Consider the following 24,204-nt stretch of genomic DNA (forward strand, 5'->3'; position numbering starts at 1 on the left):
GTTATACATCACCTATTCTAATAAAAATTTGTACGTCGGATTCCCCAAGCTTTAAGCAGGATAAAACCACAAAGTGCGCCGCCTACGTGCGCCAAATGAGCAATAGAAGAGCCACTATTGGCAAAGCCCAGGTAAATCTCGATCAGAATATATCCACCTACAAAGTATTTAGCTTTGATAGGTACCGGGATAAATAAGAACTGCAAAGGCATGTTGGGATACAGGTACGCAAAGGCCAATAAAAGGCCGAAAACGGCGCCCGATGCACCAACCATTGGAGTGGTATATACCGAACGAAGTAAATCGTAACTATCTGGATCCATCGGGCGAGTCGGTCGTACACTATTGCTATAGAGGTCGATGTCCAACCAGTCGCGCGCGCTTACCGTTCCCGTAATTTGATATACTTCGACGGCTTGCACACCATATTGCAATACCAATGCGCCTAAACCGCAAATCAAATAGTAATTAAGAAAGCGCTTGTTGCCCAGAGCCTGCTCAATGATCGCACCAAACATCACTAAGGCAAACATGTTGAAAAAGATATGCATCAAGTTACCATGCATAAACATGTATGTGATGGGTTGCCAAACCTTAAATAAAGGAGAATCTGGATAAAAAACGCCAAAAAAGAACGTAGATCCGGAAAAGATTGCCGACCCGACAAAGAATATTACGTTAATTATAAGTAGGTTTTTGGCAATTGGTGGTAAATTATTCAACGGATTCATACAATCTTAAAAGTATAGTTTGTGTTATAGTGTTTTTCCAAATCGTTCGGCCAGCTCCTGTAGCGTAAACGTAATAATGATCGGTTTTCCTTGTAAAGAGATGCTCGGTGCCGCACAGGCAAACAGTTTGTCTATCAGGTCTCCCATCGAAGCATGGTCAAGTGCTGTGCCAGTTTTCAAAGCAGCGCTGCGCGCCAGACTTTTGGCTAGATTCTCTCGCTTGCTCATTTTGAGCTCATCTTTGTTGTTCTTAAAATCTTCCAGCAATTGCTCAATCACCGTAGTTTCGTTCAGGTGGTTGCCCACATCTGCCGGAATACCGTCTACAATATACGTTGTTTTTCCAAATGGGCGTAGCTGAAATCCTAGAGACTGTATCTCGGGCAATAGATCTTGCATCAATGCCGCATCGGCATTGCTTAATTCGATGGCTTGTGGGAAGAGGCTTTGCTGACTCAATCCTTGCTGCCGTTCTAGATGTTCCACAAACTGCTCGTACAATATACGCTCGTGTGCCGCTTGTTGGTCGATCAGCATAAAGCCCGAATGGATCTGGGATACGATGTATTTATTATGTAGCTGAAACGGCTGTTTGACGAAGTTGGTTTTTACTTCTTCTTTTTCCGAAGTTTCTTCTTCATCGGCAGGTATCAGTGGCAGCTGTTGTGCACCGTTGTCCTGTTCGGTGATTTGGTATAGCGTATCCCAGTTTTGCGGAATGCCGGCCTTTTTTTCGAATCCCTTCGCGTAATCTGCACTTCGTGTGGAGGTGCGAGCCGTGGTGCCACCTTCCGATTCAAATGGATTGAAACTTGGATTGAATGTAATTGTTGGTGCTTGGATCTCGTCCAACGGTTTTTGGGAGATCATATTATTGAAACTCGTCTCCTGATTGAAATCAAGCGTAGGTGCGATATTGTACCTACCCAGCGATCGCTTCACCGCAGACCGAAGAATGGCATAAATGGACTTCTCATCTTCATATTTGATTTCCGTTTTCGTCGGGTGCACGTTGATATCGATCTTTGCAGGATCGATGTCAATACACAGCACATAAAATGGAAAAGAATCAGAGGGAAGGATATCTTCAAAAGCATTCATCACCGCATGATTCAGATATGGGTCTTTTACGAAGCGTTTGTTCACAAAGAAAAACTGCTCGCCGCGTGTCTTCTTGGCAAACTCTGGTTTGCCCACAAAACCTTGAATGCGTAGAATCGTAGTATCCTCTTCTACCGGCACCAACCGCTGGTTGTAGCTATTTCCAAATAAATGTACAATACGCTGTTTCAATACCTCTTTTGGCAAGCGAAAGACTTCGTTGCCATCGCTATGCAGTGAGAAACTGATTTCTGGGTGTGCCAAAGCCACACGCTGAAACTCATCTATGATATGTCGCATCTCCACCGCATTGCTTTTTAAGAAATTGCGGCGAGCCGGGATATTGTAAAATAAATTCTTGATAGAGATATTAGTTCCGGCAGGAATATTTTCGGGGTATTGATCAAGCACAGTAGAGCCCTCGATTTGTACAATCGTGCCCAGTTCATCTTCCACCCGTTTGCTGCGCAATTCTACATGTGCAATAGCGGCGATAGAAGCCATGGCTTCACCACGAAATCCCATCGTGCGAATGGCAAAGAGATCCTCTGCTTTTCGAATTTTTGAAGTAGCGTGCCTTTCAAAACAAAGGCGTGCATCTGTCACGCTCATGCCACAGCCATTGTCGATCACTTGGATCAACGATTTTCCGGCGTCTTTCACGATCAGTTTGATCTGATCTGCTCCAGCATCAATCGCGTTCTCCACCAATTCCTTCACAGCCGAAGCGGGTCGTTGTACAACTTCTCCAGCAGCGATCTGGTTGGCCACAGCATCTGGCAATAGTTGAATGATATCCGACGTCATAACGCGAAGTTACAAAAATGCTTTATTATCACTGGATGACATTAGTCGAAAAATAAAGCGAGATCTTCGAATTGAAAATGTGAACTCGTAGTATGGAGAAAGTATTAATTATAGTCATACACCCGGATCTGCAAAATTCGGTGATCAATAAAAGGTGGATCAGTGAGTTGCAGCAATATCCTGATCGATACCATATACATAATTTGTATAGCCACTATCCAGATGGTGTGATTGATGTGGCGGCAGAGCAACGTCTTGTGGGGCAATATGATAAAATTGTTTTTCAATTTCCGCTGTATTGGTTTAGCAGTCCGCCACTTTTTAAGACTTGGCAGGATGAGGTGCTCACCTATGGTTGGGCGTATGGCAGTAAAAGTGGTTTTAAGATGGCTGATAAGAAAATTGCGCTCGCGATTTCGGTGGGCGTAGCAGAACATATATATAGGGCCGAAGAGAAGTATAAATACACGTTAGAAGAACTAACGCGACCCTTCGAGTTGACCTTCGATTATATTAAGGCAGACTACCGCCCATTGTTTGCGTACTACGATCTGGAGTTCAATACGCAAGAATCATGGATTGCCCGTAGTGTACCTTTATATATAGCGTACCTAGATGCTTTGTAACATCTGACGATAGCATCATCTATTTTCTCCATGCAATCCCTATCTTGTGAGCTCAATATAGACTTTATGAGAATAGTATTCAATATCTTACTTGTTCTATTGCTAGCAAGCTGTGCGCAGTCGGAAAAAAAACAGACCGCAGTGGAGCAAGAAGATACAATAGGAGAGTGGAATGATTTGCTGAAAGGTGATTCTTTGACGGGCTGGCATTTGTACAATACGGGAAATGTAGCATCGAAATGGAAAGTGCAGCAGGGAGAATTAATCTGCGATCCGCACAAATCGGATGGCGTATTTGGAGATCTCATCACGGATAAGGAATACAAAGATTTTGAATTGGATCTGGAGTGGAAAGTGAAAAAAGGGGGAAATAGCGGCATTCTGATCAACGTAAAAGAAGATTCGGCCTATGCTGCTACTTTTGCTACAGGCTTAGAGATGCAATTATTAGATAATCAATATGCCGAGCCGCGACATCAGCGGGATTCGACGCATTGGGCAGGCTGCTTGTATTCGGTAGATTGTAAGGCGGAGAATTCTTTGCCATTGCCCTACGGGCAATGGAATAAAGCGCGGATAGTGCAGCAAAAGGGTAAGGTGAGCTTTTGGTTGAATGACAAACTAACTTTCGAGCGCGAAGTGGATTCACCTGCTTTTCACGAATTAGTGAGCAATAGTCCGATTACGGCCTACCCTGACTTTGGAAAGTATGCTTCAGGTAGGATTGCTTTACAAAACCATACGGACTCGGTATCCTTTCGGAATATTCGGATTAAAGAGCTGCTTTAATTTGGTTAGAATACCTCGTCATTGCGAAGCCGAGGCACGAGGCTGTGGCAATCTTGCAACTTTCTGCATTCTAATCATTAAGATCGCGTTGTCGTACCTCCGCGCGATGACGAGATCAGAGGAGGTTATCCGTTACGTAAAAGTCGTCTTACAAAGCACATTTGTTTCTTGATTACGGCGGTGTTTCGCGCCGTCAGATAGGGCATTTATTCGGGTTAGATAGTCGTCTACTTAACCTTTTCTCGGGTGTGAGTGTACTGCGAATGTACTATTTATGTAGTATAGCATGCGTAGCATACGGCAATGTATAGCCAATGATGGGAACAGCGTGTGTGAAAGGATGGGCAATCTTTGAACTTTCTGTATTCTAATAATTAAGATCGTGTTGTCGTGCTTCCGCGCGATGACGATGTAAAGGAAGGTCATCGGTTAAGTGAAATCGTCATTGCGAAGCCGAGGCACGAGGCTGTGGCAATCTAAAGCGCTATCAACTTTATGAACATTATCAACCCTCAACACTATCAACCTTCTCAACTACTATCGTCAACTTTCTTAACTCCCCCAAAACCTACTCCACCACTTCCGGTACAAACTTCATCGAGATCGAATTCACACAATGACGTGTATTTTTCTCTGTAAAGCCTTCACCATTAAATACGTGACCTAAGTGTGCACCGCACGCGCTGCACAAAATTTCTGTCCGGCGACCATCTGCATCGGTCTCGTGGCGTACAGATCCTTCGATCTCATCATCGAAGCTTGGCCATCCGCAAAAAGACTCAAATTTGTCTTCTGAACGGTATAGCGGAGCGTCACATCGCTTGCATAAATACGTGCCCTGCTGTTTATTGTCTAGCAAGTCGCCCGTGAATGGTCGCTCTGTTCCTTTATCCTCAATTACATATTTCTCTTCTGCTGTTAATTCGTTATACTTGCCGTTGTTCATTTCCGTTCGATTTTTAGTAGATTCATTACTACAATTCACCTGTAGTAATGAAATCCAAATGATGCCCAAAATTATAATTAATTTCATGCTAAATTTGTTTGTATCTCTATACAAAAATACGAAATAAACCCATTTAAATGGCGTTTTAAGCTGACTATTTAGAACGTTTATAAATTAAACTATTCAGTCACCAAATTGTCAGGGATTGTTTAAATAGTTATACTTTTGTGCAAAGTTTAGTGGGGTGAAAACACTGCTTTCAAAGAGATTTTGAATATATCATACACATTAAAATAGTATAAAGTGCTAAATATGAGAAATATCTCATCCGTTTTGGGAAAACTGGCGAAGTCAATATCAGTTGGTTTGGTGTTGTTGTTTGCCGCTACAAGTGTATCAAATGCGCAGGATGCCTCTAATGGAGGTGCTCTTTTTAAAGCGAACGCATGTAATTCTTGTCATGCTGTAGGTCGTCAATTGACGGGGCCAGATTTGGCAGGATTAACCGATCGTCGTGAAGAATCATGGATTATTAAGTGGGTGCACAGTCCGCAAGCCATGGTGGATTCTGGTGATCCGCAAGCGGTAGAGCTGAAAGGGCAATTCCCTACAATGATGGCTTCTTACAGCAACCTGTCTGATGACGATGTGCGTGATATCATCGCGTACCTGCAAGCAGAAGAAGTAAAGGCAGCTGAGAAGAAAGAACAAGCTGCTGCCCAAGGTGGTGGTGCTGGTGGTAGCCAAGGTGCTAGCTCGTTGATGATTGTCATCGTGTCGGTACTCGTGGTTATTGTTGTAGGCGTTTCTATCTTATTGTCTCGCATTGCGAAGACTTTAGAGAAAGTAATCGATACCAACAAAGAATCGATCGATGTTGCTACCGCAGAGTATGCTACTCGGGAATCCAAATTGGGTCAGTTTGCTAAGGCATTCGTTCGTAATAAGAAATTGGTGTTCTTTGCAGTCTTAATGATTGTTGCACTTTTAGGTGTTGTCGGTTGGAAGACTGGATGGAATGTAGGTGTGCACCAAGGCTATCAGCCGGTACAGCCGATCAAGTTCTCGCACCAGATTCACGCAGGTGTGAATCAGATTGAATGTCAATACTGTCATGGTGGAGCGTTCAAATCTAAGAATGCATCTATTCCATCTGCAAACGTATGTATGAACTGTCATAATACGATTACTGCTGGCGATCACTACGACAACGAGAGCGGTATCTCACCAGAGATTGCCAAGTTGTACCGTGCGGTAGATTGGGATGTAGAGACACGTACTTATGGTAACGATACACGCCCAATCGAATGGATTAGAATCCACAACCTTCCAGATTTCGCTTATTTCAACCACTCACAACACGTTGTTGTTGCAGGTGTAGAATGTCAGACTTGTCATGGTCCGATCGAATCGATGGAAGAAGTATATCAATATTCTCCACTAACCATGAAATGGTGTATCGATTGTCACCGCGAAACTTCGGTGGATACCGACAATCAATACTATGATCAATTAATCGAGGCACACGATAAATTGAAAAAAGGAGAGAAAATGACAGCCGCTATGGTCGGTGGTCTAGAATGTGGTAAGTGTCACTATTAATCAAATCAGAAAAAACGCAATCTTAATATATAGCTTTACATGGATAGCAACAAAAAATATTGGAAAGGGTTAGAAGAACTAAATCAAACTCCTGCGTTCGTACAATCGAGCAAGGGAGAGTTTTCTGAGTCGATTCCTGTAGAGGATGTGTTGAATGAAGAAGGATTGAGCACCAAAACGCCTCGCCGCGACTTCCTAAAGGTTTTAGGTTTCGGTTTGGGAGCGGTTTCTTTGGCAGCTTGTCAAACGACACCTGTTCACAAGGCCGTTCCTTACTTAATCAAGCCAGAGGAGATCACGCCAGGTGTTCCTAACTATTATGCTTCATCTTTTAATGGACAGAGTATATTAGTACGTACACGTGAAGGTCGTCCTATCTTGGTAGAGGCAAACCCAAATAGTGTTGGTTTAGTACAAGGTACAGAGTCGGCTACGGTCGCTTCGGTACTGGACTTGTACGACATGACGAATAAACTACAGAATCCACAGATTGGTGGTAGAGATGTAGAATGGGCAAAATTGGATGCTAAAGTAATTGAGGCATTAAATAAATCGGTTCAAGCCGGAAAACGCGTTGCCATCGTTTCAAGAACAATCAATAGCCCGACTTCATTGGCTGCTATTGCAGAGTTCACGAATAAGTATCCTGGTACAGTTCACGTACAATTGGATTCGATCTCTTACTCGGGTATTCGCGCGGCCAATGAAGCTAGCTTCGGACAAGCAGTAGTGCCATCATACAATTTCGAACAAGCATTAGTAGTCCTTTCAGTAGGCGCTGATTTCTTAGGAACGTGGTTGGATGGCGAAGAGCACACACAAGACTACATTAAGAATAGAAACTATAAATCTTTAGAAGCAGGCAAAATGTCGCGTCATATCCAATTCGAAACTGGATTGAGCATGACGGGTACCAATGCAGATGTGCGTATTGCCATCAAGCCTTCGGAAGAAGCAGCTGTTTTGATCTCATTATACAACGAGATCACCGGTTCTTCACTAGCTGGAGCTATTCAACAAGCAAACGCAGCAAAAGCAATTAAGCTAGCGGCGCAAGAATTGTTGAAAAACCGCGGCCAAGCATTGGTCGTAGCTGGCGCTAATGATGTACATATCCAAACGTTGACCAATGCGATCAATGTCGCTATTGGCGCGTACGGTACGACAATAGATCTTGCAAACTATTCTAAGAAATACCAAGGTTCTGAATCTGAATTTGCCGCTTTATTGGGCATGGCCAATGCAGGTCAGATCGGTACAGCTATCCTTTGGAATAGCAACCCAGTATACGATTACTACGATAGTGCTGCTGTAAAGCAAGCCCTTTCAAAAATAGATTTCACACTTTCATTCTCCGATCGTGCAGACGAGACTGCTTCAGAATTGAAAGCAATTGCTCCGACTAGCAATTTCTTGGAATCGTGGGGTGATGAGTCATCAAAAGTCGGTTATTACACCATCGTACAACCAACGATCAATCCGGTATTCAACACCCGCCAAGCTGAAGTTAGCTTGCTAACTTGGGCAGGTAACAACACGGACATCTACACGTACGTTCGCACTATTTGGGAAACTAATATTTTAGCTGGTAGCACCAAAAACTGGACGGATATCCTACAGACAGGATTTGAGTATAAAGGTAATGCTACGGCTAGTGCGGCTTCTTTTGCAGGTAATGTAAATGCGGCAGCTTCTGCGGCAACTACAGCTGCTCAAGCTCTTAAAGCAGGTGACGACTTCGAATTAGCGTTGTACGAATCTGCTGCAATCCGCGACGGACGTTATGCCAACAATGCTTTCTTGCAAGAATTGCCAGATCCAGTATCTAAAGTTACTTGGGACAACTATGTTGCCCTTAATCCTAAAGATGCAGAACGTCTTGGTTTTGGAGAAAAAAGCACGGCTACGATCAAAGCAGGTGATTTCGAAGTAGAACTTCCTGTATTAGCACAGCCAGGTCAGGCTTTGGGTACAGCATCAGTAGCTTTAGGTTACGGTCGTACTAAAGTCGGTAAAGCAGGTAATAATGTAGGGGTGAACGCGTTTCCTTTCGCACAAGTGAAAGCTGGAAGCTTGCAGTTTGTCAATAAAGTATCTATTACGAAAGCTTCTCGTATTTACGAGTTGGCACAGACGCAAACACACCATACTATTGAAGGTCGTAACATCATTCGTGAAACGACATTCTCTAAATTCTTAAAGAACCCAGCTTCTGAAGCCGGTAAGTTCTCTGATGATCACAAAACGTACGATTTGTGGAACAAGTACGAGCAGCCAGGTCACAAATGGGTGATGGCGATCGACTTGAACGCATGTACAGGTTGTGGTGCTTGTATCGTAGCATGTAACATCGAAAACAATATTCCAGTAGTAGGTCGTGACGAGGTTCGCCGTCGTCGTGAGATGCACTGGATGCGTATCGACCGTTATTACACGATCGAAGAAGACGGAGTAGATTACACCAAAGAAGATGATATTGCTAACCTTTCTTCATTCGAGAATGTGAAAGTGGTACATCAGCCGATGATGTGTCAGCACTGTGAGCACGCTCCTTGTGAGACGGTTTGTCCGGTATTAGCTACTGTACACTCGTCAGAAGGATTGAACCACATGGCTTACAACCGTTGTTTTGGTACACGTTATTGTGCGAACAACTGTCCGTACAAAGTGCGTCGCTTCAACTGGTTCAACTACTGGAATGACTCTCGTTTTGATAACTACTTGAACAATGAGTTCACGCAATTAGTGTTGAACCCAGATGTTACCACTCGTTCACGTGGGGTAATGGAGAAATGTTCGATGTGTATCCAACGTATCCAAGCAGGTAAGCTTCAAGCAAAAGTAGAAGGTCGTCCGCTGAAAGATGGAGATATCAAAATGGCATGTTCAGGCGTTTGTAGCGCAAATGCTATGATCTTCGGAGATGCTAACGATCCTAATTCAGAAGTTTCCAAAGCATTGCGTAGCGAGCGTATCTACTACGTATTGGAAGAAATCAACGTACAACCGAACATCGGTTATATGACGAAAGTTAGAAACAGCTTTGAAGCTTAATCTTGTTCAAATTTTTGAAATAAACAACTATGTCATCGCATAACGAATCAATATTAAGAGAACCATTAGTTACCGGGAAAGATATCTCGTACGCGCAAATCACGAACGATGTATTGCTTCCGGTAGAAAACAAGCCTAACAAAGCTTGGTGGATAGGATTTATCGTGGCTGTCTGCGGAGCCATGCTTTGGGTTATCAGTGTCGGTTACACATTTTGGACTGGTATTGGTGCTTGGGGTTTGAACAAGACCGTAGGTTGGGCATGGGATATCACCGACTTTGTATGGTGGGTAGGTATCGGTCACGCCGGTACGTTGATCTCCGCTGTACTCTTGCTCTTCCGCCAAAACTGGCGTAACTCCATTAACCGTTCGGCAGAAGCGATGACGATCTTCGCTGTAATCTGTGCCGCTACGTACGTAGTAGCTCACATGGGTCGTCCTTGGTTAGCCTATTGGATTTTCCCACTTCCGAATCAATATGGTTCACTTTGGGTAAACTTCAACTCTCCACTTGTATGGGATGCCTTTGCGATCTCTACTTACTTTACGGTATCATTAGTATTCTGGTACGTAGGTTTATTACCGGATATCTCTTCGGTACGTGACCGTGCCACTGGTTTGAAAAAGAAAATTTATTCAACCTTATCATTTGGTTGGAATGGATCGGTAAAGACTTGGCAACGTTTTGAAATCGTTTCCTTAGTATTAGCCGGTATCTCTACACCACTGGTACTTTCGGTACACACCATTGTATCCATGGACTTTGCTACCTCGGTAATTCCGGGATGGCACACCACGATCTTCCCTCCATACTTCGTTGCGGGAGCGATCTTCTCTGGTTTTGCCATGGTACAGACACTATTGTTGATTCTTCGCAAAGTGATGAACTTTGAGAACTATATCACGATGTTCCACATCGAATCGATGAACAAGATTATCATGACAACGGGATCTATTGTAGGTATTGCCTACTTGACAGAGCTTTTTGTAGCATGGTACTCGGGTTCCGAATACGAGATGTACGCTTTTGCCAATCGTGTGGCTGGTCCGTACGCTTGGGCTTACTGGGCGATGATGACGTGTAACGTAATCTCTCCACAGTTGTTCTGGTTCAAGAAAATCCGTACCAGTATTCCGATCTCATGGGTACTATCTATCGTGGTAAATATCGGTATGTGGTTTGAGCGTTTTGTAATTATCGTGACGTCACTTCACCGTGATTATTTGCCATCATCTTGGGCAATGTTTTACCCAACTTGGGTAGATGTGGGTATCTTCATCGGATCTATCGGTCTATTCTTTACTATGTTCTTACTGTTTATCCGTTTCTTGCCAAGTATTGCTATGGCAGAGGTGAAATTGCTATTGAAAAGTGCTTCACTACAGCAAAAAACGAAATTGGTTCAAGAGGGTGCATTCCCTGAGGAGCAAGTACAGCACTTTAGAGATTCGTTAACAAAGTATGATTCCGTTTCGGAAGAGGATATTAATGCTTTACGTAAAAAATAATAGCAATGAGCAACACAAAATATATACTAGGTAGTTTTGCAGATCCCGACGAGATGATGCACGGGATCGATAAATTGCAGGAGAACAATATCAGCATTTACGATTGCTATACACCGATGCCGATTCACGGTATTGAAGCGAAGTTAGGCGTGAAGCCATCTCGCTTACCTATCGCAGCTTTTGTTGCAGGTGCTACAGGAACGATTTTAGGTTTTAGCTTGTTGTTTTATACAACAGCATACGATTGGCCGATGAATGTAGGTGGTAAACCATCTTTACCTTTGCCCAACTTTGTACCGGTTACTTTTGAGGTAACGATCTTACTATGTGCATTGGGTATGGTGGCTACGTTCTTCTATCGCAATCATTTGTTTCCAGGTCGTACACCACGTGTGATGGACTTGCGTGCATCTGATGATAGATTTATCATCGCTATCGATGCGAATGAAAATACAGATCACACCCTTATTGACGGCTTGTTGAAAGACGCTGGAGCGGTAGAGGTTAAATACAATGAAAGGAAATATGTTAGCTATGAATAAGAAGAACTTTCTTGGAACTGTATGTGCGGCGGTTGCATTAGCTGCTGTAGTTTCTGCTTGCGGAGACGGTACTACTCGTAGTACAGGTTGGGAATTTTCTCGCAATATGTATGATCCGATTGCTTTCAATCCAGATCAGCCAAATAAAAACTTTAAAAACGGGATCACGGCTCAAACGCCACCTTCAGGTACTACACCGATTGGTTTCACACGTTTCGATTACGAAAACAGTGTAGAAGGATATGAATTGGCAGGTGCTGAGATCACGACCAACCCATTGACTGTTACTGAGCAGAACTTGAAGGAAGGGCATGCATTATACGTGACCTACTGTGCAGTTTGTCACGGAGCAGATGGAAATGGTGACGGTACGATCACAAAGGACAGAGAAGTAGAAGATTCTAGAGGCAAACGTGCTTTGGAGAACTTCCCTGAGCCACCTTCTTACCAAAAGTCTGCTGGTACACCATCTTCACGTGGTGGGCAAATGTCTGAATTGACTGCTGGTAAGATCTTTCACACCATCACTTACGGATGGAACTCTATGGGGCCGCACGCATCACAAATCTCACCAGAAGATCGGTGGAAAGTTGTTATGTATGTGCAAGAATTACAAAAGAAATAATTAAACATCAAGTTAATAAATGGGAACTCACAATCATCATCACGATTATAATTTTAGCGAGCAGTTTCAATTTGGTGGCGTAGCCAAAATTTTGAGCATTGTCGCTGTTGTAATTGGTATAGCAAGTATTGCATGGGGTTTGTTGTCGCATGATCACATCATCCATGAGCGTACTTACGCCAATTTATTATTGATGGGCTATTATTTCACTTGTGTATGTGCCGCTGGCGCATTCTTCGTGGCATTACAATTAGTCACTCAGTCTGGCTGGTCTGCAGGTTTACTACGCATTCCGCAGGCAATGGCAAGTGTATTACCGATCGCATCTTTAATTTTATTGATCATCGTTGGTTTAGGATTATACACACACAATCTATATCACCACTGGCATGCTGATGGTCTTACAGATCCAACAAGTCCTAACTATGATGCCTTAATAGCTGGAAAAGCAGCATTCTTGAATGTACCAGGATTCTTGATCCGTCAGGTATTGTTCATGGGTTCTTACAGCATCTTCGCTTTTATCTTAGCTAAGTTATCTTACAATGAGGATTTAAGCGGTGGATTGACTGGCTATAAAAAGAGCTTTAAATTATCGGCTCTATTTCTAGTAGTCTTTGGTTTTACGACGCCAATTTGGTCGTTTGATACCATTATGTCTCTAGAAGCACACTGGTTCTCTACCATGTTCGGTTGGTACAACTTCGCAGCGATGTGGGTAAGCGGTATCTCTGCTATTACATTGATCTTGATCTTGTTGAAGAAAGCTGGATATATGTCGTGGGTGAATGAAAACCACTTACATGACTTAGGTAAATTGATGTTTGGATTCTCTATCTTCTGGACATACGTGTGGTTTGCACAGTTCATGTTGATCTGGTACTCTAACATTCCGGAAGAAACAGTATACTTTTACAAAAGATGGGAACCAGAGTATAAGCCTTGGTTCTGGTTGAGTATCGTGATTAACTTTGTAGCACCATTGCTACTGTTAGTAGATCGTGATGCAAAACGTAAAGAGAATTTTATGATGGGTGTCGCTATCTTACTTCTTTTAGGTCACTGGTTAGATTATTACATTATGATTATGCCTGGTACAGTAGAAGCGCATCGTGGTTTTGGTATCATTGAGATAGGTACAGCGATTGGCTTTTCCGGCTTGTTCACCTTCCTAGTGCTTAGTAAGCTGAGCAAACATGCATTGGCACCGAAACATCATCCATTCTTGGATGAGAGTTTACATCATCAGATTTAAGGGTTAAGTAGCGTATTACGTATAAACGTTTTTATAGAAAATGAAGTTTACAAAATATAACAAGTTCAAGACGATAATAGGCTGTTTGCTCCTGTTGAATTTATTCGTGGCTTTGCCAGCATCCGCTTCTTTACAAGATACGGTAGTGAGCAATGTACAGGTTGATGAGGCAGCTACGCCGGGTGATGAAGCACAGGTAGATAGCATAACGGTAGCTACGGATGATGCTTCTGGTGATACTACTACTTCGGCAGTAGTTTCTCCGGATGAGCAAGCGACTACTGGTGCTGCAACAGCATCGGTAGAGGCAGATAAGCAGATCGATTCGCAAGTATATAAGGATATTACTTATTACTTGATGTATTTCCTACTGATCTGTATCATCGTGGCAGTCATTGGTAAGATACAACACATCTACACATTATCTCGCCGTATCAACGGGAAGTACAATCCATTAGCAAATAACAACCTTCAGGCGGCCTTGCTTCTGGTTTTCCTAGTGCTATTTCTAGCAGGCACGTATTATTCGTACGCAGTATGGGGAGTATGGTCATGGAGAGCAGCAGTTACCGAGCATGGTAAAGATATCGATCAGATGTTTATCATCACGTTGATCATCACCACTTTTGTGATGATTGTGGTGCATATTCTTCTGTTGGTTTTCGCATACTTATACCGCATGCGTCTGAACCGCAAAGCTTATTTCTACCCACACAATGACGCGATCGAGCGCTTGTGGACTATTGTACCGGCTATCGTATTGACCGTGTTAGTACTGTTCGGTTTCTTTACTTGGAGAAAGATTACCAACGTTCCTCAAGAATTGCAAGATTCAGCGCTTCAAGTAGAAGTAATGGGTGAGCAGTTTATGTGGACGGTTCGTTATCCTGGAGCTGATGGAAGTATCGGTAAGCGTAACTACAAATTGACGTCACCAACGAATCCTTACGGTATTGACTTTACAGACAAAACTGCTTGGGATGATGTACAAGGAGCCGATATTGTATTGCCGGTAAATCAACCAGTTCGTTTCCACATCATTTCGAAAGATATTATTCACTCTTTCTACATGCCAGATTTCAGAGTGCAGATCAATGCTGTACCGGGTATGACGAATTACTTCCAATTTACGCCGACTACCACCACACGTGATATGCGTGATAAGTTGAACGATCAATCGTATGACTTCGTGATGTTGTGTGCTAAGATCTGTGGATCCAGTCACTTCAATATGCAGAAAAAGGTCGTAGTGGTGACCGAAGCGGAATATAAAGAATGGCTTGCTAAACAACCGAAGTTCTTCACGGAGTCCCTGCAGCAAGAGTATGCTCAGGCAGATAAAGGAGAAGAAGTTTTGAAAACAGCTTCATTGAATTAATTTTTTAAAGAGTTTTAATTTTAGATATGTCAACTACAGTTATATCGCACGGCGCAGCAGATCACGATTCGCACGATCATCACCATCATCATGAGACATTCTTGACTAAATATGTATTTAGCCAGGATCACAAGATGATCGCCAAGCAATTCTTGATTACGGGTATTATCATGGCCGTTTTTGCTATGATCTTGTCGATCTTGTTTCGTATTCAAATCGCGTGGCCAGATGCTGAATTTCCAATCTTAGAAGTTTTCTTAGGAAAATGGGCTGAGGGTGGTCGCATTAAGCCAGAGTTCTTCTTATCATTAGTGACCATTCACGGTACGATGATGGTGTTCTTTGTATTGACAGCCGGCTTATCAGGTACATTTAGTAACTTATTGATTCCGTATCAAATTGGAGCACGTGATATGGCTTCGCCTTTGATGAATATGCTTTCGTACTGGTTCTTCTTTGTAGCCTGTATCATCATGATCGCATCGTTCTTCATCGAGTCTGGTCCAGCTTCCGCTGGTTGGACGATCTATCCGCCATTGTCTGCCGTACCAACTGCTATCGCAGGTTCAGGTTTGGGTATGACGTTGTGGTTAGCGAGTATGGTCCTGTTCATTGCATCTCAGGTTTTAGGTGGTACTAACTATGTAAGTACAATCTTGAATATGCGTACAAAAGGTATGGATCTTTGGAAAATGCCTTTAACGATTTGGGCTTTCTTCCTGACGGCTATCGTAGGTTTACTATCCTTTCCGGTATTGGTTTCTGCTGTTGTTCTCTTGATCTTCGATAGATCTGCAGGTACATCTTTCTACTTATCTGATTTAGTAGTAGGTGGTCAAATTTTACCGAATGAAGGTGGTTCTCCAATTTTGTTCCAACACTTATTCTGGTTCTTAGGTCACCCAGAGGTATATATCGTAGTTATGCCTGCGTTAGGTTTGACTTCGGAAGTAATTTCTACCAATGCGCGTAAGCCCATCTTTGGTTACCACGCGATGGTTTACTCTTTAGTTGGTATTACTGTATTATCATTTATCGTATGGGGTCACCATATGTTTGTGACCGGTATGAGTCCATTCTTAGGTGGTGTATTTATGATCACGACGTTGATCATTGCGGTACCATCAGCAGTAAAAGCATTTAACTACATTGCGACTTTGTGGCGTGGTAATATCCGATTTACTCCAGCGATGTTGTTTGCCATTGGTATGGTATCCTTCTTCGTATCTGGTGGTGTAACTGGTATCTTCTTAGGTAATGCGGCACTAGATATCAACTTGCACGATACGTACTTCGTAGTAGCTCACTTCCACTTGGTAATGGGATCTGCTTCGATCTTCGGAATGCTTTGTGGTGTGTACCACTGGTATCCAAAAATGTTTGGCCGTATGATGGACGAGCGTTTGGGTTACTTGCACTTCTGGTTGACGTTTATCGGCGCATACTTAGTATTCTTCCCGATGCACTTTATGGGTATAGATGGCGTTCCACGTCGTTATTACTCTTTCACTGATTTTCCATTCATGGAAAAATGGGTGTCTGTAAACATATTAATTACTTGGGCAGCGATCATCTCTGCATTGGCACAAGTAGCTTTCTTGTGGAACTTCTTTGCATCGATCTGGTTGGGCAAACGTGCTCCTCAGAATCCTTGGAATTCGAATACCTTAGAATGGACTACACCAGTAGAGCATTTCCACGGTAACTGGCCAGGAGAAATTCCTGAGGTACACCGTTGGCCATACGATTATTCTAAACCGGGTCACGATGAGGATTTCATTCCTCAGCATATTCCTTACTCACAAACGATGAGCTCAAATCATTTGCATGACTTTGAGGGAGACGAAGAAGCGATTCGCATCCAGAAAGCCTGGAATAAAGAAAATGAGCGCGAAGACGTAACATTTCATTAATATTTGTTTAGCCTGAAGGCGTGTTTGTCTTCAGGCTAAACTAGTTCTTTTGATTGTATCTACCCATGTATCCTGCTACCGAAAAACGATTTGTTATTGCCAATAGGGTTACAATAATCTTTTTGTTTTTGGTCATTGCGGCAGGTGGTATTGTAAGAAGTACGGGGTCAGGAATGGGTTGTCCCGATTGGCCAAAATGCTTTAATCGTGTCATCCCTCCAACCGATGTATCGCAATTACCTGAAGGGTATGAGCAACAATATATTGAAGGAAGACAAAAGAAAAATGAGCGTTTTGCCAAAATAGTACAACGTTTTGGCTTTCAAAAAGAAGCAGAACAAATCCGTACTGATCCATCGATCTTAGTACATGAAGAGTTCAATGCTGCGAAAACTTGGACAGAGTACATTAACCGATTAGTCGGTGTTCTTGTCGGTTTTTGCCTGTTAGCTACCGCTTACTTTTCGTGGCAGTACAGAAAAGTCATACCATCCATTACCATATGGAGTGTTCTTAATCTTTTTGTTGTCGTTATTCAGGCTTGGCTAGGTTCTATTGTGGTATCTACCAACCTCATGCCTTGGATCATTACCATTCACATGGTGTTGGCTTTGGTGATTTTGGCTATCGCTATTTACACCTTCTATCTGGCTACGACCAAGCGCAATCCATCTTTGCTGGTGAATCAACGATCTGCTGGCATAAAATGGCTTTCACTGTTCGCTCTGCTCATCCTATTTGTACAGATAATCATGGGAACAGAAGTACGAGAGCTTGTCGATGTGTTGCGAGGACAAGGAATAGCCCGTAGTGCTTGGATAGATGCTATTGGTACCGCGTATGACTATCATCGAATCCTAGGGTATATTACTTTTGGATTGACTTTGGTAGTTTGTTGGATGGTCAAAAAGAGATTTAACAAAGAAAGTATTCAAAGCAAGTTTGCTTTGATCATAATAATATTGGCTGTGATACAGATGGGCTCAGGGATTATCCTTGCTCGTTTTGCATTACCGCCGTATGTGCAAACAACACATTTGGTCGTAGCGAGCTTATTTTTCGGAGCTCAGTACTACCTGATGTTGTTAATGACGAAAGCAAAAGTATGACGTGCGCATTACAAGCATTAAAGTATTTTTGCGGCGAATTAATTTGATGATGATCCATGGGGACGTTTATTTCGGATTTTAATAAGCTTGTCAAGTTGAGGTTAACGTTAACCGTTGTGTTTTCGGCCTCAATATCGTTTTTGATTGGTGCTGTTCAACAGGGAGGAGACATCATTTGGACGAATTGGCTCTTGCTGACTTTAGGTGGCTTTTTGGTTACTGGTGCAGCAAATGGCTTCAATGAAATCATTGAGAAGGATTTGGATAAGCTAATGGAGCGTACGAAAGATCGTCCGTTGCCATCAGGTAGGATGACCAATGGTCAGGCCCTAGTGTTAAGCGTATTCATGGGTATTACCGGTACGCTGGTGTTGGTAGAGCTCAATTTCATAGCGGGTTTACTCTCTGTGTTCTCGATCTTCTTATACGCATTTGTGTATACGCCGCTCAAACAAAAGTCGCCAATCGCGGTTTTTGTGGGAGCTTTTCCGGGAGCTTTGCCGCCGCTGATTGGTTATTACGCGGCATTTGAAGCATCAGGTTTTGGTTTGGCATACAGTGCAGTGAGTGAAGCAGCAGTTGTTATCACACCAGTAGTTCTTTTTGTTATTCAGTTTGCGTGGCAGTTTCCACATTTTTGGGCGATTGCTTGGGTAACTGATGAGGATTATAAGCGTGCTGGATTTAGATTATTGCCAACCACACGCAAAGATAAAACCTCCGCTTGGCTGTTGTTCTTATCTTGCATCGCCATGATTCCGGTGGGATTTTTACCGTTGTATTATGGGTTTAGCGGATGGATATTTACCATCATCGCTTTATTGGGTGGCTTGTTGTTTACTTGGTACGGTTACCAACACATACAATCACCACAAGATAGTACTGCGCGTAAGATTATGTTTACCTCTTTCGCGTACTTACCGATCTTACAGATCGCATTATTATTGGATTTTAGACCCTTTTAAGGAAGAATGGATAGGATGATGGATAGCAATGAGCAATTAATACAGTCTCGCAAAGCCAAAAAGTTTAATCTTTGGCTAGGCATGATTGGCATGTTCATGATGTTTGCGGCACTTTCAAGCGGATTCATCGTGTACACCGCTAGCGGTATCGATAAAGGGATTAAAACGATATTACCCTACGCATTTATTTACAGTACCGTAGCGATTGTGTTGAGTAGTGCGACTATGCACTTTGCATACGCGGCCGCTAAGGCAGGACAGGTAGGTCGCCAAAAAATGCTGCTACTTGTTACGATTGCCTTAGGCATCGTGTTTTTTGTGTCACAATTAAATGCCTGGTCAACCTTGATAGATTGGGGAATCTATTTTCAAAACCCTAATGCTTCGCAATCCTTTATCTATGTGTTCACGTGGTTACACTTGATGCACATCATTGCTGGCGTGATTGTTTTGCTAAGATGTTATATCGGGGCGGTAAAACGTATTCCCTTGGATAAAAACCAATATAGAATGGAAATAGCCACTATTTTCTGGCATTTTCTAGATCTATTATGGATTTATATTTATGTTTTCTTACTTTTGAATCAATAAAACTAAACAATGAGTACAACGACTGTATCGCAATTGGATAAGGTTAAAGACGGACCTTGGAGTGGTGGTAAATCACCGTGGAACTTGGAATACGGAAAGATCATGATGTGGTTTTTCTTAGTATCTGATGCGTTCACCTTTTCTGCGTTCTTAATTTATTATGGCGCTCAGAAGTTCGCTAATGCGACTTGGATTGATCCTGATAAAGTGTTTCAATCTATTCCAGGTATCGCCGAGACTGGTCAGCCATTGGTATTCGTCGGTATCATGACCTTCATTTTGATTATGTCTTCGGTTACGATGGTATTAGCGGTAGATGCGGGTCACCGCAACGATCGTAATGCTGTTATCAAATGGATGTTGTGGACGATCTTAGGCGGTTTGATGTTCGTAGGTTGTCAGGCTATTGAGTGGACTCACTTACACCATGAAGGTTTCTGGTTCGGTCGCAATCCTGCTACGGGCTTAGAAGGGGAGACCGCTATTGTAGACGCGCTTAGACCATATTTCACGGGAGATATTTCTTATACAGCAGCATTGCAGTTCTCAAACTTGTTCTTTACCATAACGGGTTTCCACGGTTTCCACGTATCCATAGGTATCTTGCTTAATATCATCATTCTTTGTATGACATTGAACAATACGTTTGAGCGTCGCGGTACATACCTAATGGTAGAAAAAGTAGGTTTATACTGGCACTTTGTGGATTTGGTATGGGTATTCGTATTTACGTTCTTCTACCTTATTTGATTTATTTAATAATTATCCTGTAATACAACATATACGATGTCTAATCACGATCATACAGCAGTAGCACACGATGAGCACCATGAAACAATGGGTGCTAAGCAAATCTGGTCCGTATTCTTTGTCTTGCTGGCACTGACGGCACTAGAGTTTTTAATAGCCCTTGGTTTTGTACACCACTGGCAGATTTTAGAGAAGGGAATGGTTGTTAATGTTATCTACATCCTACTTACCTTGGTCAAAGCATTCTATATCGTCGCATTTTTTATGCACTTGAAGTTTGAGAAATCAAGTTTCATTGTGTGTAGCTCTATAGTATTTATTTTCATTGCCTATTTTATTGTGCTGATGCTGGTAGAAGGTAGCTTCCTACATGGAGCGCTGCAATCACACCCGGTTTATCCGAACAATTAATTGAACCATAAACATAGATGAATCCAGTCATTCGTCCAATGAAGTTTTCAAAAATCATAATCCTGGCCATTGTACTCTTTGTGCCAGGATTTTTGTATTTATTGATGGAGAATTTAGGTCGCCATGAGTACGTGAAGTTGCCCATTTATGGAGAGAAATCTTTGTCTGGCGAAATGCGTCGTGTTATGGGCAGAGAACGGCCTGATACGATTTACCATCAATTAGCACCGCTGCCATTGACCAATTGGGATGGTCGGCCTGTTTCGTGGATGGGCAGTGATTCTATCATCAGCGTAGCACATCTGATTTACAGTTCGGACTCTGCTTTCTCAGACATTGCGTTGGATTATATGGATCACCTAGCTACCAAGTTTGCTAGTAAAGCCAGTGTTCACTTGTTCTCCATCACAGTAGATCCCAATGACAAGGTCGAAGTACTGGCGAAGATGGCCAATCGCTTTGGGGATTTAGATCGTCGCAAGTGGCACATTGTCGGTAATCCTTCAGTAGACATGTTGACTTACGCGCGCGAGCAAATGCTGCTCAACGCCAGTCGGGATGCGCAAGATTCGACCAAATATATGATCGATGATCAGATTATCTTGATCGATGGTAAGCACCGCATTCGCGGCTTCTATCCGCTAAGTCAGCACACAGAGCTGAAAAGGTTAGAAGATGAGATCAAACTGCAATTAGTAGAAGAAATAAGAGATCACCCTATGCGGGTAGAAAGAAATTAGGTTATTATGGGAATGACTGCGGAAGAGAAGAAATATAAGGGCATTATCTGGACCTTATCTATCGTGATACCCATTGCGGTAGCTGTTTTATTTGGTGTGAATTTACAAAAGCTGGGCTACGATGTAGAACCCTTGAGCTTTCTGCCACCGATTTACGCGAGCATCAACGGCCTAACGGCCGTTTTATTGGTCTGGGCAGTATCGGCTATTAAAAGAGGAAATGCCAAATTGCATGAAAACCTAATCAAGGTTTGTATGCTATGTTCGTCCCTATTCTTAGTGATGTATGTAGCTTATCACATGACGTCCATTTCTACACCGTATGGTGGCGAAGGTTTTATCCGTATAGTGTACTTTTTTATCCTAATTAGTCATATTCTACTATCTATTATCATCATTCCATTTGTACTGTTTACCTTTGTGCGAGGGATCGCTGGTGCGTACGAGCGTCATAAGCGTTTGGCTAGAATTACGTATCCCATGTGGTTGTATGTAGCCGTTACGGGTGTGATCGTGTATTTGATGATCTCGCCGTACTACACGCACTAAACTCACGGCGGCAGCTTAAAAGCAATTGTTGCGAAAAGCTATCCTGTCGTATTGTTGTACACATTGAAAATTTAGGTGATGAAAAAAGTATGGATTTATCAGGCTAATCGGTTCTTCACCGAAGCCGAAGAAGCAAAAGCCTTGTCTGTTTTACAACAATTCGTGCAAAGCTGGACAGCGCACGGCGATCAGCTAGCAGGCAAAGCGCACATTTATCACCATCTTTTTATCGTATTAGAAGTCGACGAATCTGTCGCCAGTACTACCGGTTGCTCGGTTGATAAATCGGTACATTTATTGAAAAAGCTGGAGCAAGAGCTGAATATTGGCTTGTTTGATCGATTGATGGTCGCTTACCGCGATGCAGCAGGCGCGGTACAATTGGTTTCACGCAATGAGTTTGCGCAACTTGTTAAATCAGGTCAGGTGACGACAAATACCATTGTATTCAATAATCTTTTAGCTTCTGGCGAAGAGTTTCCTAACCAATGGGAATTGCCCTTTCAAGAAAGCTGGCATGCCAAAGCTTTTGTAATATAATTACAACATAACCGCAACAAGATAGGATTTTAGTAAATTGGGATTATTAACGACAATCCCGATTAACACAATCTTATGAAACGATACCTTTCCGCTACGCTATTCCTGTCCTGTTTTGTGGTATTTTCCTCCTTGGCGCAAGTAGCCATTCCGGCGGATTCAATCATTACCACCAAGCATAGCACCACCATTCTTGGGCAAGCCATCAAGTACACCTCCCATAAAGGCACACAGCCGGTGTGGAACGAGAAAGGTGATGCGATCGCAACACTCGATTATACCTATTACGAACGCGATGGCGTAGCCAAAGAAAACCGCCCTTTAGTGATTTCATTTAATGGCGGACCAGGTTCTGCTTCGGTATGGATGGAGATCGCGTATACTGGGCCGGCCTTATTAAATATCGATGACGAAGGTTATCCGGTTCAGCCGTATGGCATCGGTAAAAATCCCTATTCTATTCTCGATATTGCCGATATCGTCTTTATCAATCCCGTCAATACAGGCTATTCACGCATCTTAGACAAAGATGTGAATACCAATACATTTTTTGGTGTGAATGCTGATGTCAAATATTTAGCTTCGTGGATCAATACCTTCGTGACACGCCGTAATCGTTGGAATTCTCCAAAATATCTGATCGGCGAAAGCTACGGCACCACGCGTGTTTCTGGTTTGGCTCTGGAGTTGCAAAGTTCTCATTGGATGTATTTGAACGGTGTCGTACTCGTATCACCAACCACGCTTGGCATTGAGCGTGGTGGCCCTGTGGATATGGCTTTGCGATTGCCTTACTATGCGGCTACTGCATGGTATCATCAAAAATTACCAGCCGATTTACAGCGTCGGGATTTGGAAGAATTGTTGCCAGAAGTAGAAGCTTTCGCCATGAATGAATTGTTGCCGACCTTGGCAAAAGGTGGTTTGTTGACCGCCGATCAGCGGCAAGCTGCAGCTACCAAAATGGCGCGCTATTCGGGTCTTTCAGAACAGGTGATTCTGCAAAATAACCTCGATGTAAGCACCAATCTTTTTTGGAAAGAATTATTACGCGACAGCGGCTACACTGTAGGTCGTTTAGATTCTCGCTATCGCGGAATAGACCGTAAAGATGGTGGCGAACGCCCCGATTTCAATGCCGAGCTCACCGCATGGTTGCATGCTTTTACGCCGGCCATCAACCATTATATGCGCAATGATTTGAACTATGTCACCGATGTAAAGTACAATATGTTTGGATCCGTATATCCTTGGGATCGCAGCAATGATCGCACCGGCGAAAACCTGCGACAAGCTATGGCGCAAAATCCTTTTCTGCACCTGATGGTGCAATCGGGCTATTACGATGGAGCATGTGATTATTTCAACGCGAAATATACCATGTGGCAGATGGATCCATCGGGTCGTCTGCAAGACCGCATGTCTTTCAAAGGATATCGCAGTGGGCACATGATGTACTTGCGCAAACCAGATCTGGAACAAGGAAATGCAGATATCCGCAGCTTTATCAAAAACAGCATTCCGGCAGCGGGCACACCCGCAAAATATTAATGCAGAAAGCATCTTAGATTGTAAGGCCATACGCTGACGATTGTAGGAGAAAATCAGTATCTTGCTTTTTCGACAAGGCGTTATTCAGGTAGCTAACATAAGCGAATGATAGCCTGAA

At 42.9% G+C, this 24,204-nt stretch carries 22 protein-coding genes; 19 read left to right on the plus strand and 3 right to left on the minus strand.

Annotation, left to right across the window (positions count from 1 at the left end):
• Nucleotides 1–17: 17 nt before the first annotated feature.
• The gene (locus tag AC3IRT_RS01520; protein ID WP_489394784.1) at nucleotides 18–731 is read right to left on the minus strand and encodes a rhomboid family intramembrane serine protease; all 714 of its coding nucleotides are present in this window, start codon (nucleotides 729–731) and stop codon (nucleotides 18–20) included.
• A gap of 24 nt (nucleotides 732–755) precedes the next feature.
• Nucleotides 756–2,639, minus strand: coding sequence for a DNA mismatch repair endonuclease MutL (gene mutL, locus AC3IRT_RS01525; RefSeq protein ID WP_489394785.1), 1,884 nt, complete (start codon nucleotides 2,637–2,639; stop codon nucleotides 756–758).
• Nucleotides 2,640–2,731: 92 nt separating this feature from the next.
• Between mutL and AC3IRT_RS01530 the strand changes: the two genes are divergently transcribed.
• Nucleotides 2,732–3,265: an NAD(P)H-dependent oxidoreductase gene (locus AC3IRT_RS01530; RefSeq protein WP_489394786.1), complete on the plus strand. Its 534-nt coding sequence runs from the start codon at nucleotides 2,732–2,734 to the stop codon at nucleotides 3,263–3,265.
• A 66-nt stretch (nucleotides 3,266–3,331) separates the two neighbouring features.
• On the plus strand, nucleotides 3,332–4,054 hold the full coding sequence (locus AC3IRT_RS01535) for a 3-keto-disaccharide hydrolase (protein ID WP_489394787.1): 723 nt from the start codon (nucleotides 3,332–3,334) through the stop codon (nucleotides 4,052–4,054).
• A 568-nt stretch (nucleotides 4,055–4,622) separates the two neighbouring features.
• Here AC3IRT_RS01535 and AC3IRT_RS01540 read toward each other — a convergent pair.
• Nucleotides 4,623–5,087: a methionine-R-sulfoxide reductase gene (locus AC3IRT_RS01540; RefSeq protein ID WP_489394788.1), complete on the minus strand. Its 465-nt coding sequence runs from the start codon at nucleotides 5,085–5,087 to the stop codon at nucleotides 4,623–4,625.
• A 225-nt stretch (nucleotides 5,088–5,312) separates the two neighbouring features.
• On the opposite strand from AC3IRT_RS01540, the gene AC3IRT_RS01545 reads away from it, so the two are divergent.
• The 17 genes from AC3IRT_RS01545 to AC3IRT_RS01625 all read left to right on the plus strand — a co-directional run bounded on the left by AC3IRT_RS01545 (nucleotide 5,313) and on the right by AC3IRT_RS01625 (nucleotide 24,086).
• Nucleotides 5,313–6,602, plus strand: coding sequence for a cytochrome c3 family protein (locus tag AC3IRT_RS01545; protein ID WP_489394789.1), 1,290 nt, complete (start codon nucleotides 5,313–5,315; stop codon nucleotides 6,600–6,602).
• 39 nt (nucleotides 6,603–6,641) lie between these two features.
• Nucleotides 6,642–9,656: a TAT-variant-translocated molybdopterin oxidoreductase gene (locus AC3IRT_RS01550; RefSeq protein ID WP_489394790.1), complete on the plus strand. Its 3,015-nt coding sequence runs from the start codon at nucleotides 6,642–6,644 to the stop codon at nucleotides 9,654–9,656.
• A 29-nt stretch (nucleotides 9,657–9,685) separates the two neighbouring features.
• Entirely contained in the window at nucleotides 9,686–11,167 is a 1,482-nt protein-coding gene (gene nrfD, locus AC3IRT_RS01555) for an NrfD/PsrC family molybdoenzyme membrane anchor subunit (protein ID WP_489394791.1), read from the plus strand.
• Between the two features lie 5 nt (nucleotides 11,168–11,172).
• Entirely contained in the window at nucleotides 11,173–11,709 is a 537-nt protein-coding gene (locus tag AC3IRT_RS01560) for a DUF3341 domain-containing protein (RefSeq protein WP_489394792.1), read from the plus strand.
• Complete coding sequence (locus AC3IRT_RS01565; protein WP_489394793.1) at nucleotides 11,702–12,334, plus strand: c-type cytochrome; 633 nt, start codon at nucleotides 11,702–11,704, stop codon at nucleotides 12,332–12,334. The genes AC3IRT_RS01560 and AC3IRT_RS01565 overlap by 8 nt, the downstream gene beginning before the upstream one ends.
• A 19-nt stretch (nucleotides 12,335–12,353) precedes the next feature.
• Nucleotides 12,354–13,589 carry a quinol:cytochrome C oxidoreductase gene (locus AC3IRT_RS01570; protein WP_489394794.1) on the plus strand — a complete coding sequence of 412 codons (1,236 nt, stop codon included), beginning with the start codon at nucleotides 12,354–12,356 and terminating at the stop codon, nucleotides 13,587–13,589.
• A gap of 40 nt (nucleotides 13,590–13,629) precedes the next feature.
• Nucleotides 13,630–14,967: a cytochrome c oxidase subunit II gene (locus AC3IRT_RS01575; RefSeq protein ID WP_489394795.1), complete on the plus strand. Its 1,338-nt coding sequence runs from the start codon at nucleotides 13,630–13,632 to the stop codon at nucleotides 14,965–14,967.
• Nucleotides 14,968–14,993: 26 nt separating this feature from the next.
• The gene (locus AC3IRT_RS01580; protein WP_489394796.1) at nucleotides 14,994–16,880 is read left to right on the plus strand and encodes a cytochrome c oxidase subunit I; all 1,887 of its coding nucleotides are present in this window, start codon (nucleotides 14,994–14,996) and stop codon (nucleotides 16,878–16,880) included.
• Between the two features lie 65 nt (nucleotides 16,881–16,945).
• Nucleotides 16,946–17,989 carry a COX15/CtaA family protein gene (locus AC3IRT_RS01585; protein WP_489394797.1) on the plus strand — a complete coding sequence of 348 codons (1,044 nt, stop codon included), beginning with the start codon at nucleotides 16,946–16,948 and terminating at the stop codon, nucleotides 17,987–17,989.
• 56 nt (nucleotides 17,990–18,045) lie between these two features.
• A complete protein-coding gene (gene cyoE / locus AC3IRT_RS01590; RefSeq protein WP_489394798.1) occupies nucleotides 18,046–18,954 on the plus strand; it encodes a heme o synthase in 909 nt (302 codons plus the stop codon).
• 15 nt (nucleotides 18,955–18,969) lie between these two features.
• The gene (locus tag AC3IRT_RS01595) at nucleotides 18,970–19,545 is read left to right on the plus strand and encodes a cytochrome c oxidase subunit 3 (protein WP_489394799.1); all 576 of its coding nucleotides are present in this window, start codon (nucleotides 18,970–18,972) and stop codon (nucleotides 19,543–19,545) included.
• 9 nt (nucleotides 19,546–19,554) lie between these two features.
• Entirely contained in the window at nucleotides 19,555–20,295 is a 741-nt protein-coding gene (locus tag AC3IRT_RS01600) for a cytochrome c oxidase subunit 3 (protein WP_489394800.1), read from the plus strand.
• Nucleotides 20,296–20,331: 36 nt separating this feature from the next.
• Nucleotides 20,332–20,706, plus strand: coding sequence for a cytochrome C oxidase subunit IV family protein (locus tag AC3IRT_RS01605; protein WP_489394801.1), 375 nt, complete (start codon nucleotides 20,332–20,334; stop codon nucleotides 20,704–20,706).
• Nucleotides 20,707–20,723: 17 nt separating this feature from the next.
• Nucleotides 20,724–21,446 carry an SCO family protein gene (locus AC3IRT_RS01610; RefSeq protein ID WP_489394802.1) on the plus strand — a complete coding sequence of 241 codons (723 nt, stop codon included), beginning with the start codon at nucleotides 20,724–20,726 and terminating at the stop codon, nucleotides 21,444–21,446.
• 6 nt (nucleotides 21,447–21,452) lie between these two features.
• Nucleotides 21,453–21,995, plus strand: coding sequence for a DUF420 domain-containing protein (locus AC3IRT_RS01615; protein WP_489394803.1), 543 nt, complete (start codon nucleotides 21,453–21,455; stop codon nucleotides 21,993–21,995).
• Nucleotides 21,996–22,073: 78 nt separating this feature from the next.
• Entirely contained in the window at nucleotides 22,074–22,535 is a 462-nt protein-coding gene (locus tag AC3IRT_RS01620; protein WP_489394804.1) for an ABC transporter ATPase, read from the plus strand.
• A gap of 75 nt (nucleotides 22,536–22,610) precedes the next feature.
• Nucleotides 22,611–24,086: a S10 family peptidase gene (locus AC3IRT_RS01625; protein WP_489394805.1), complete on the plus strand. Its 1,476-nt coding sequence runs from the start codon at nucleotides 22,611–22,613 to the stop codon at nucleotides 24,084–24,086.
• Nucleotides 24,087–24,204: the final 118 nt, after the last annotated feature.

The sequence above is a fragment of the Sphingobacterium sp. KH_072 genome, from assembly GCF_057837975.1.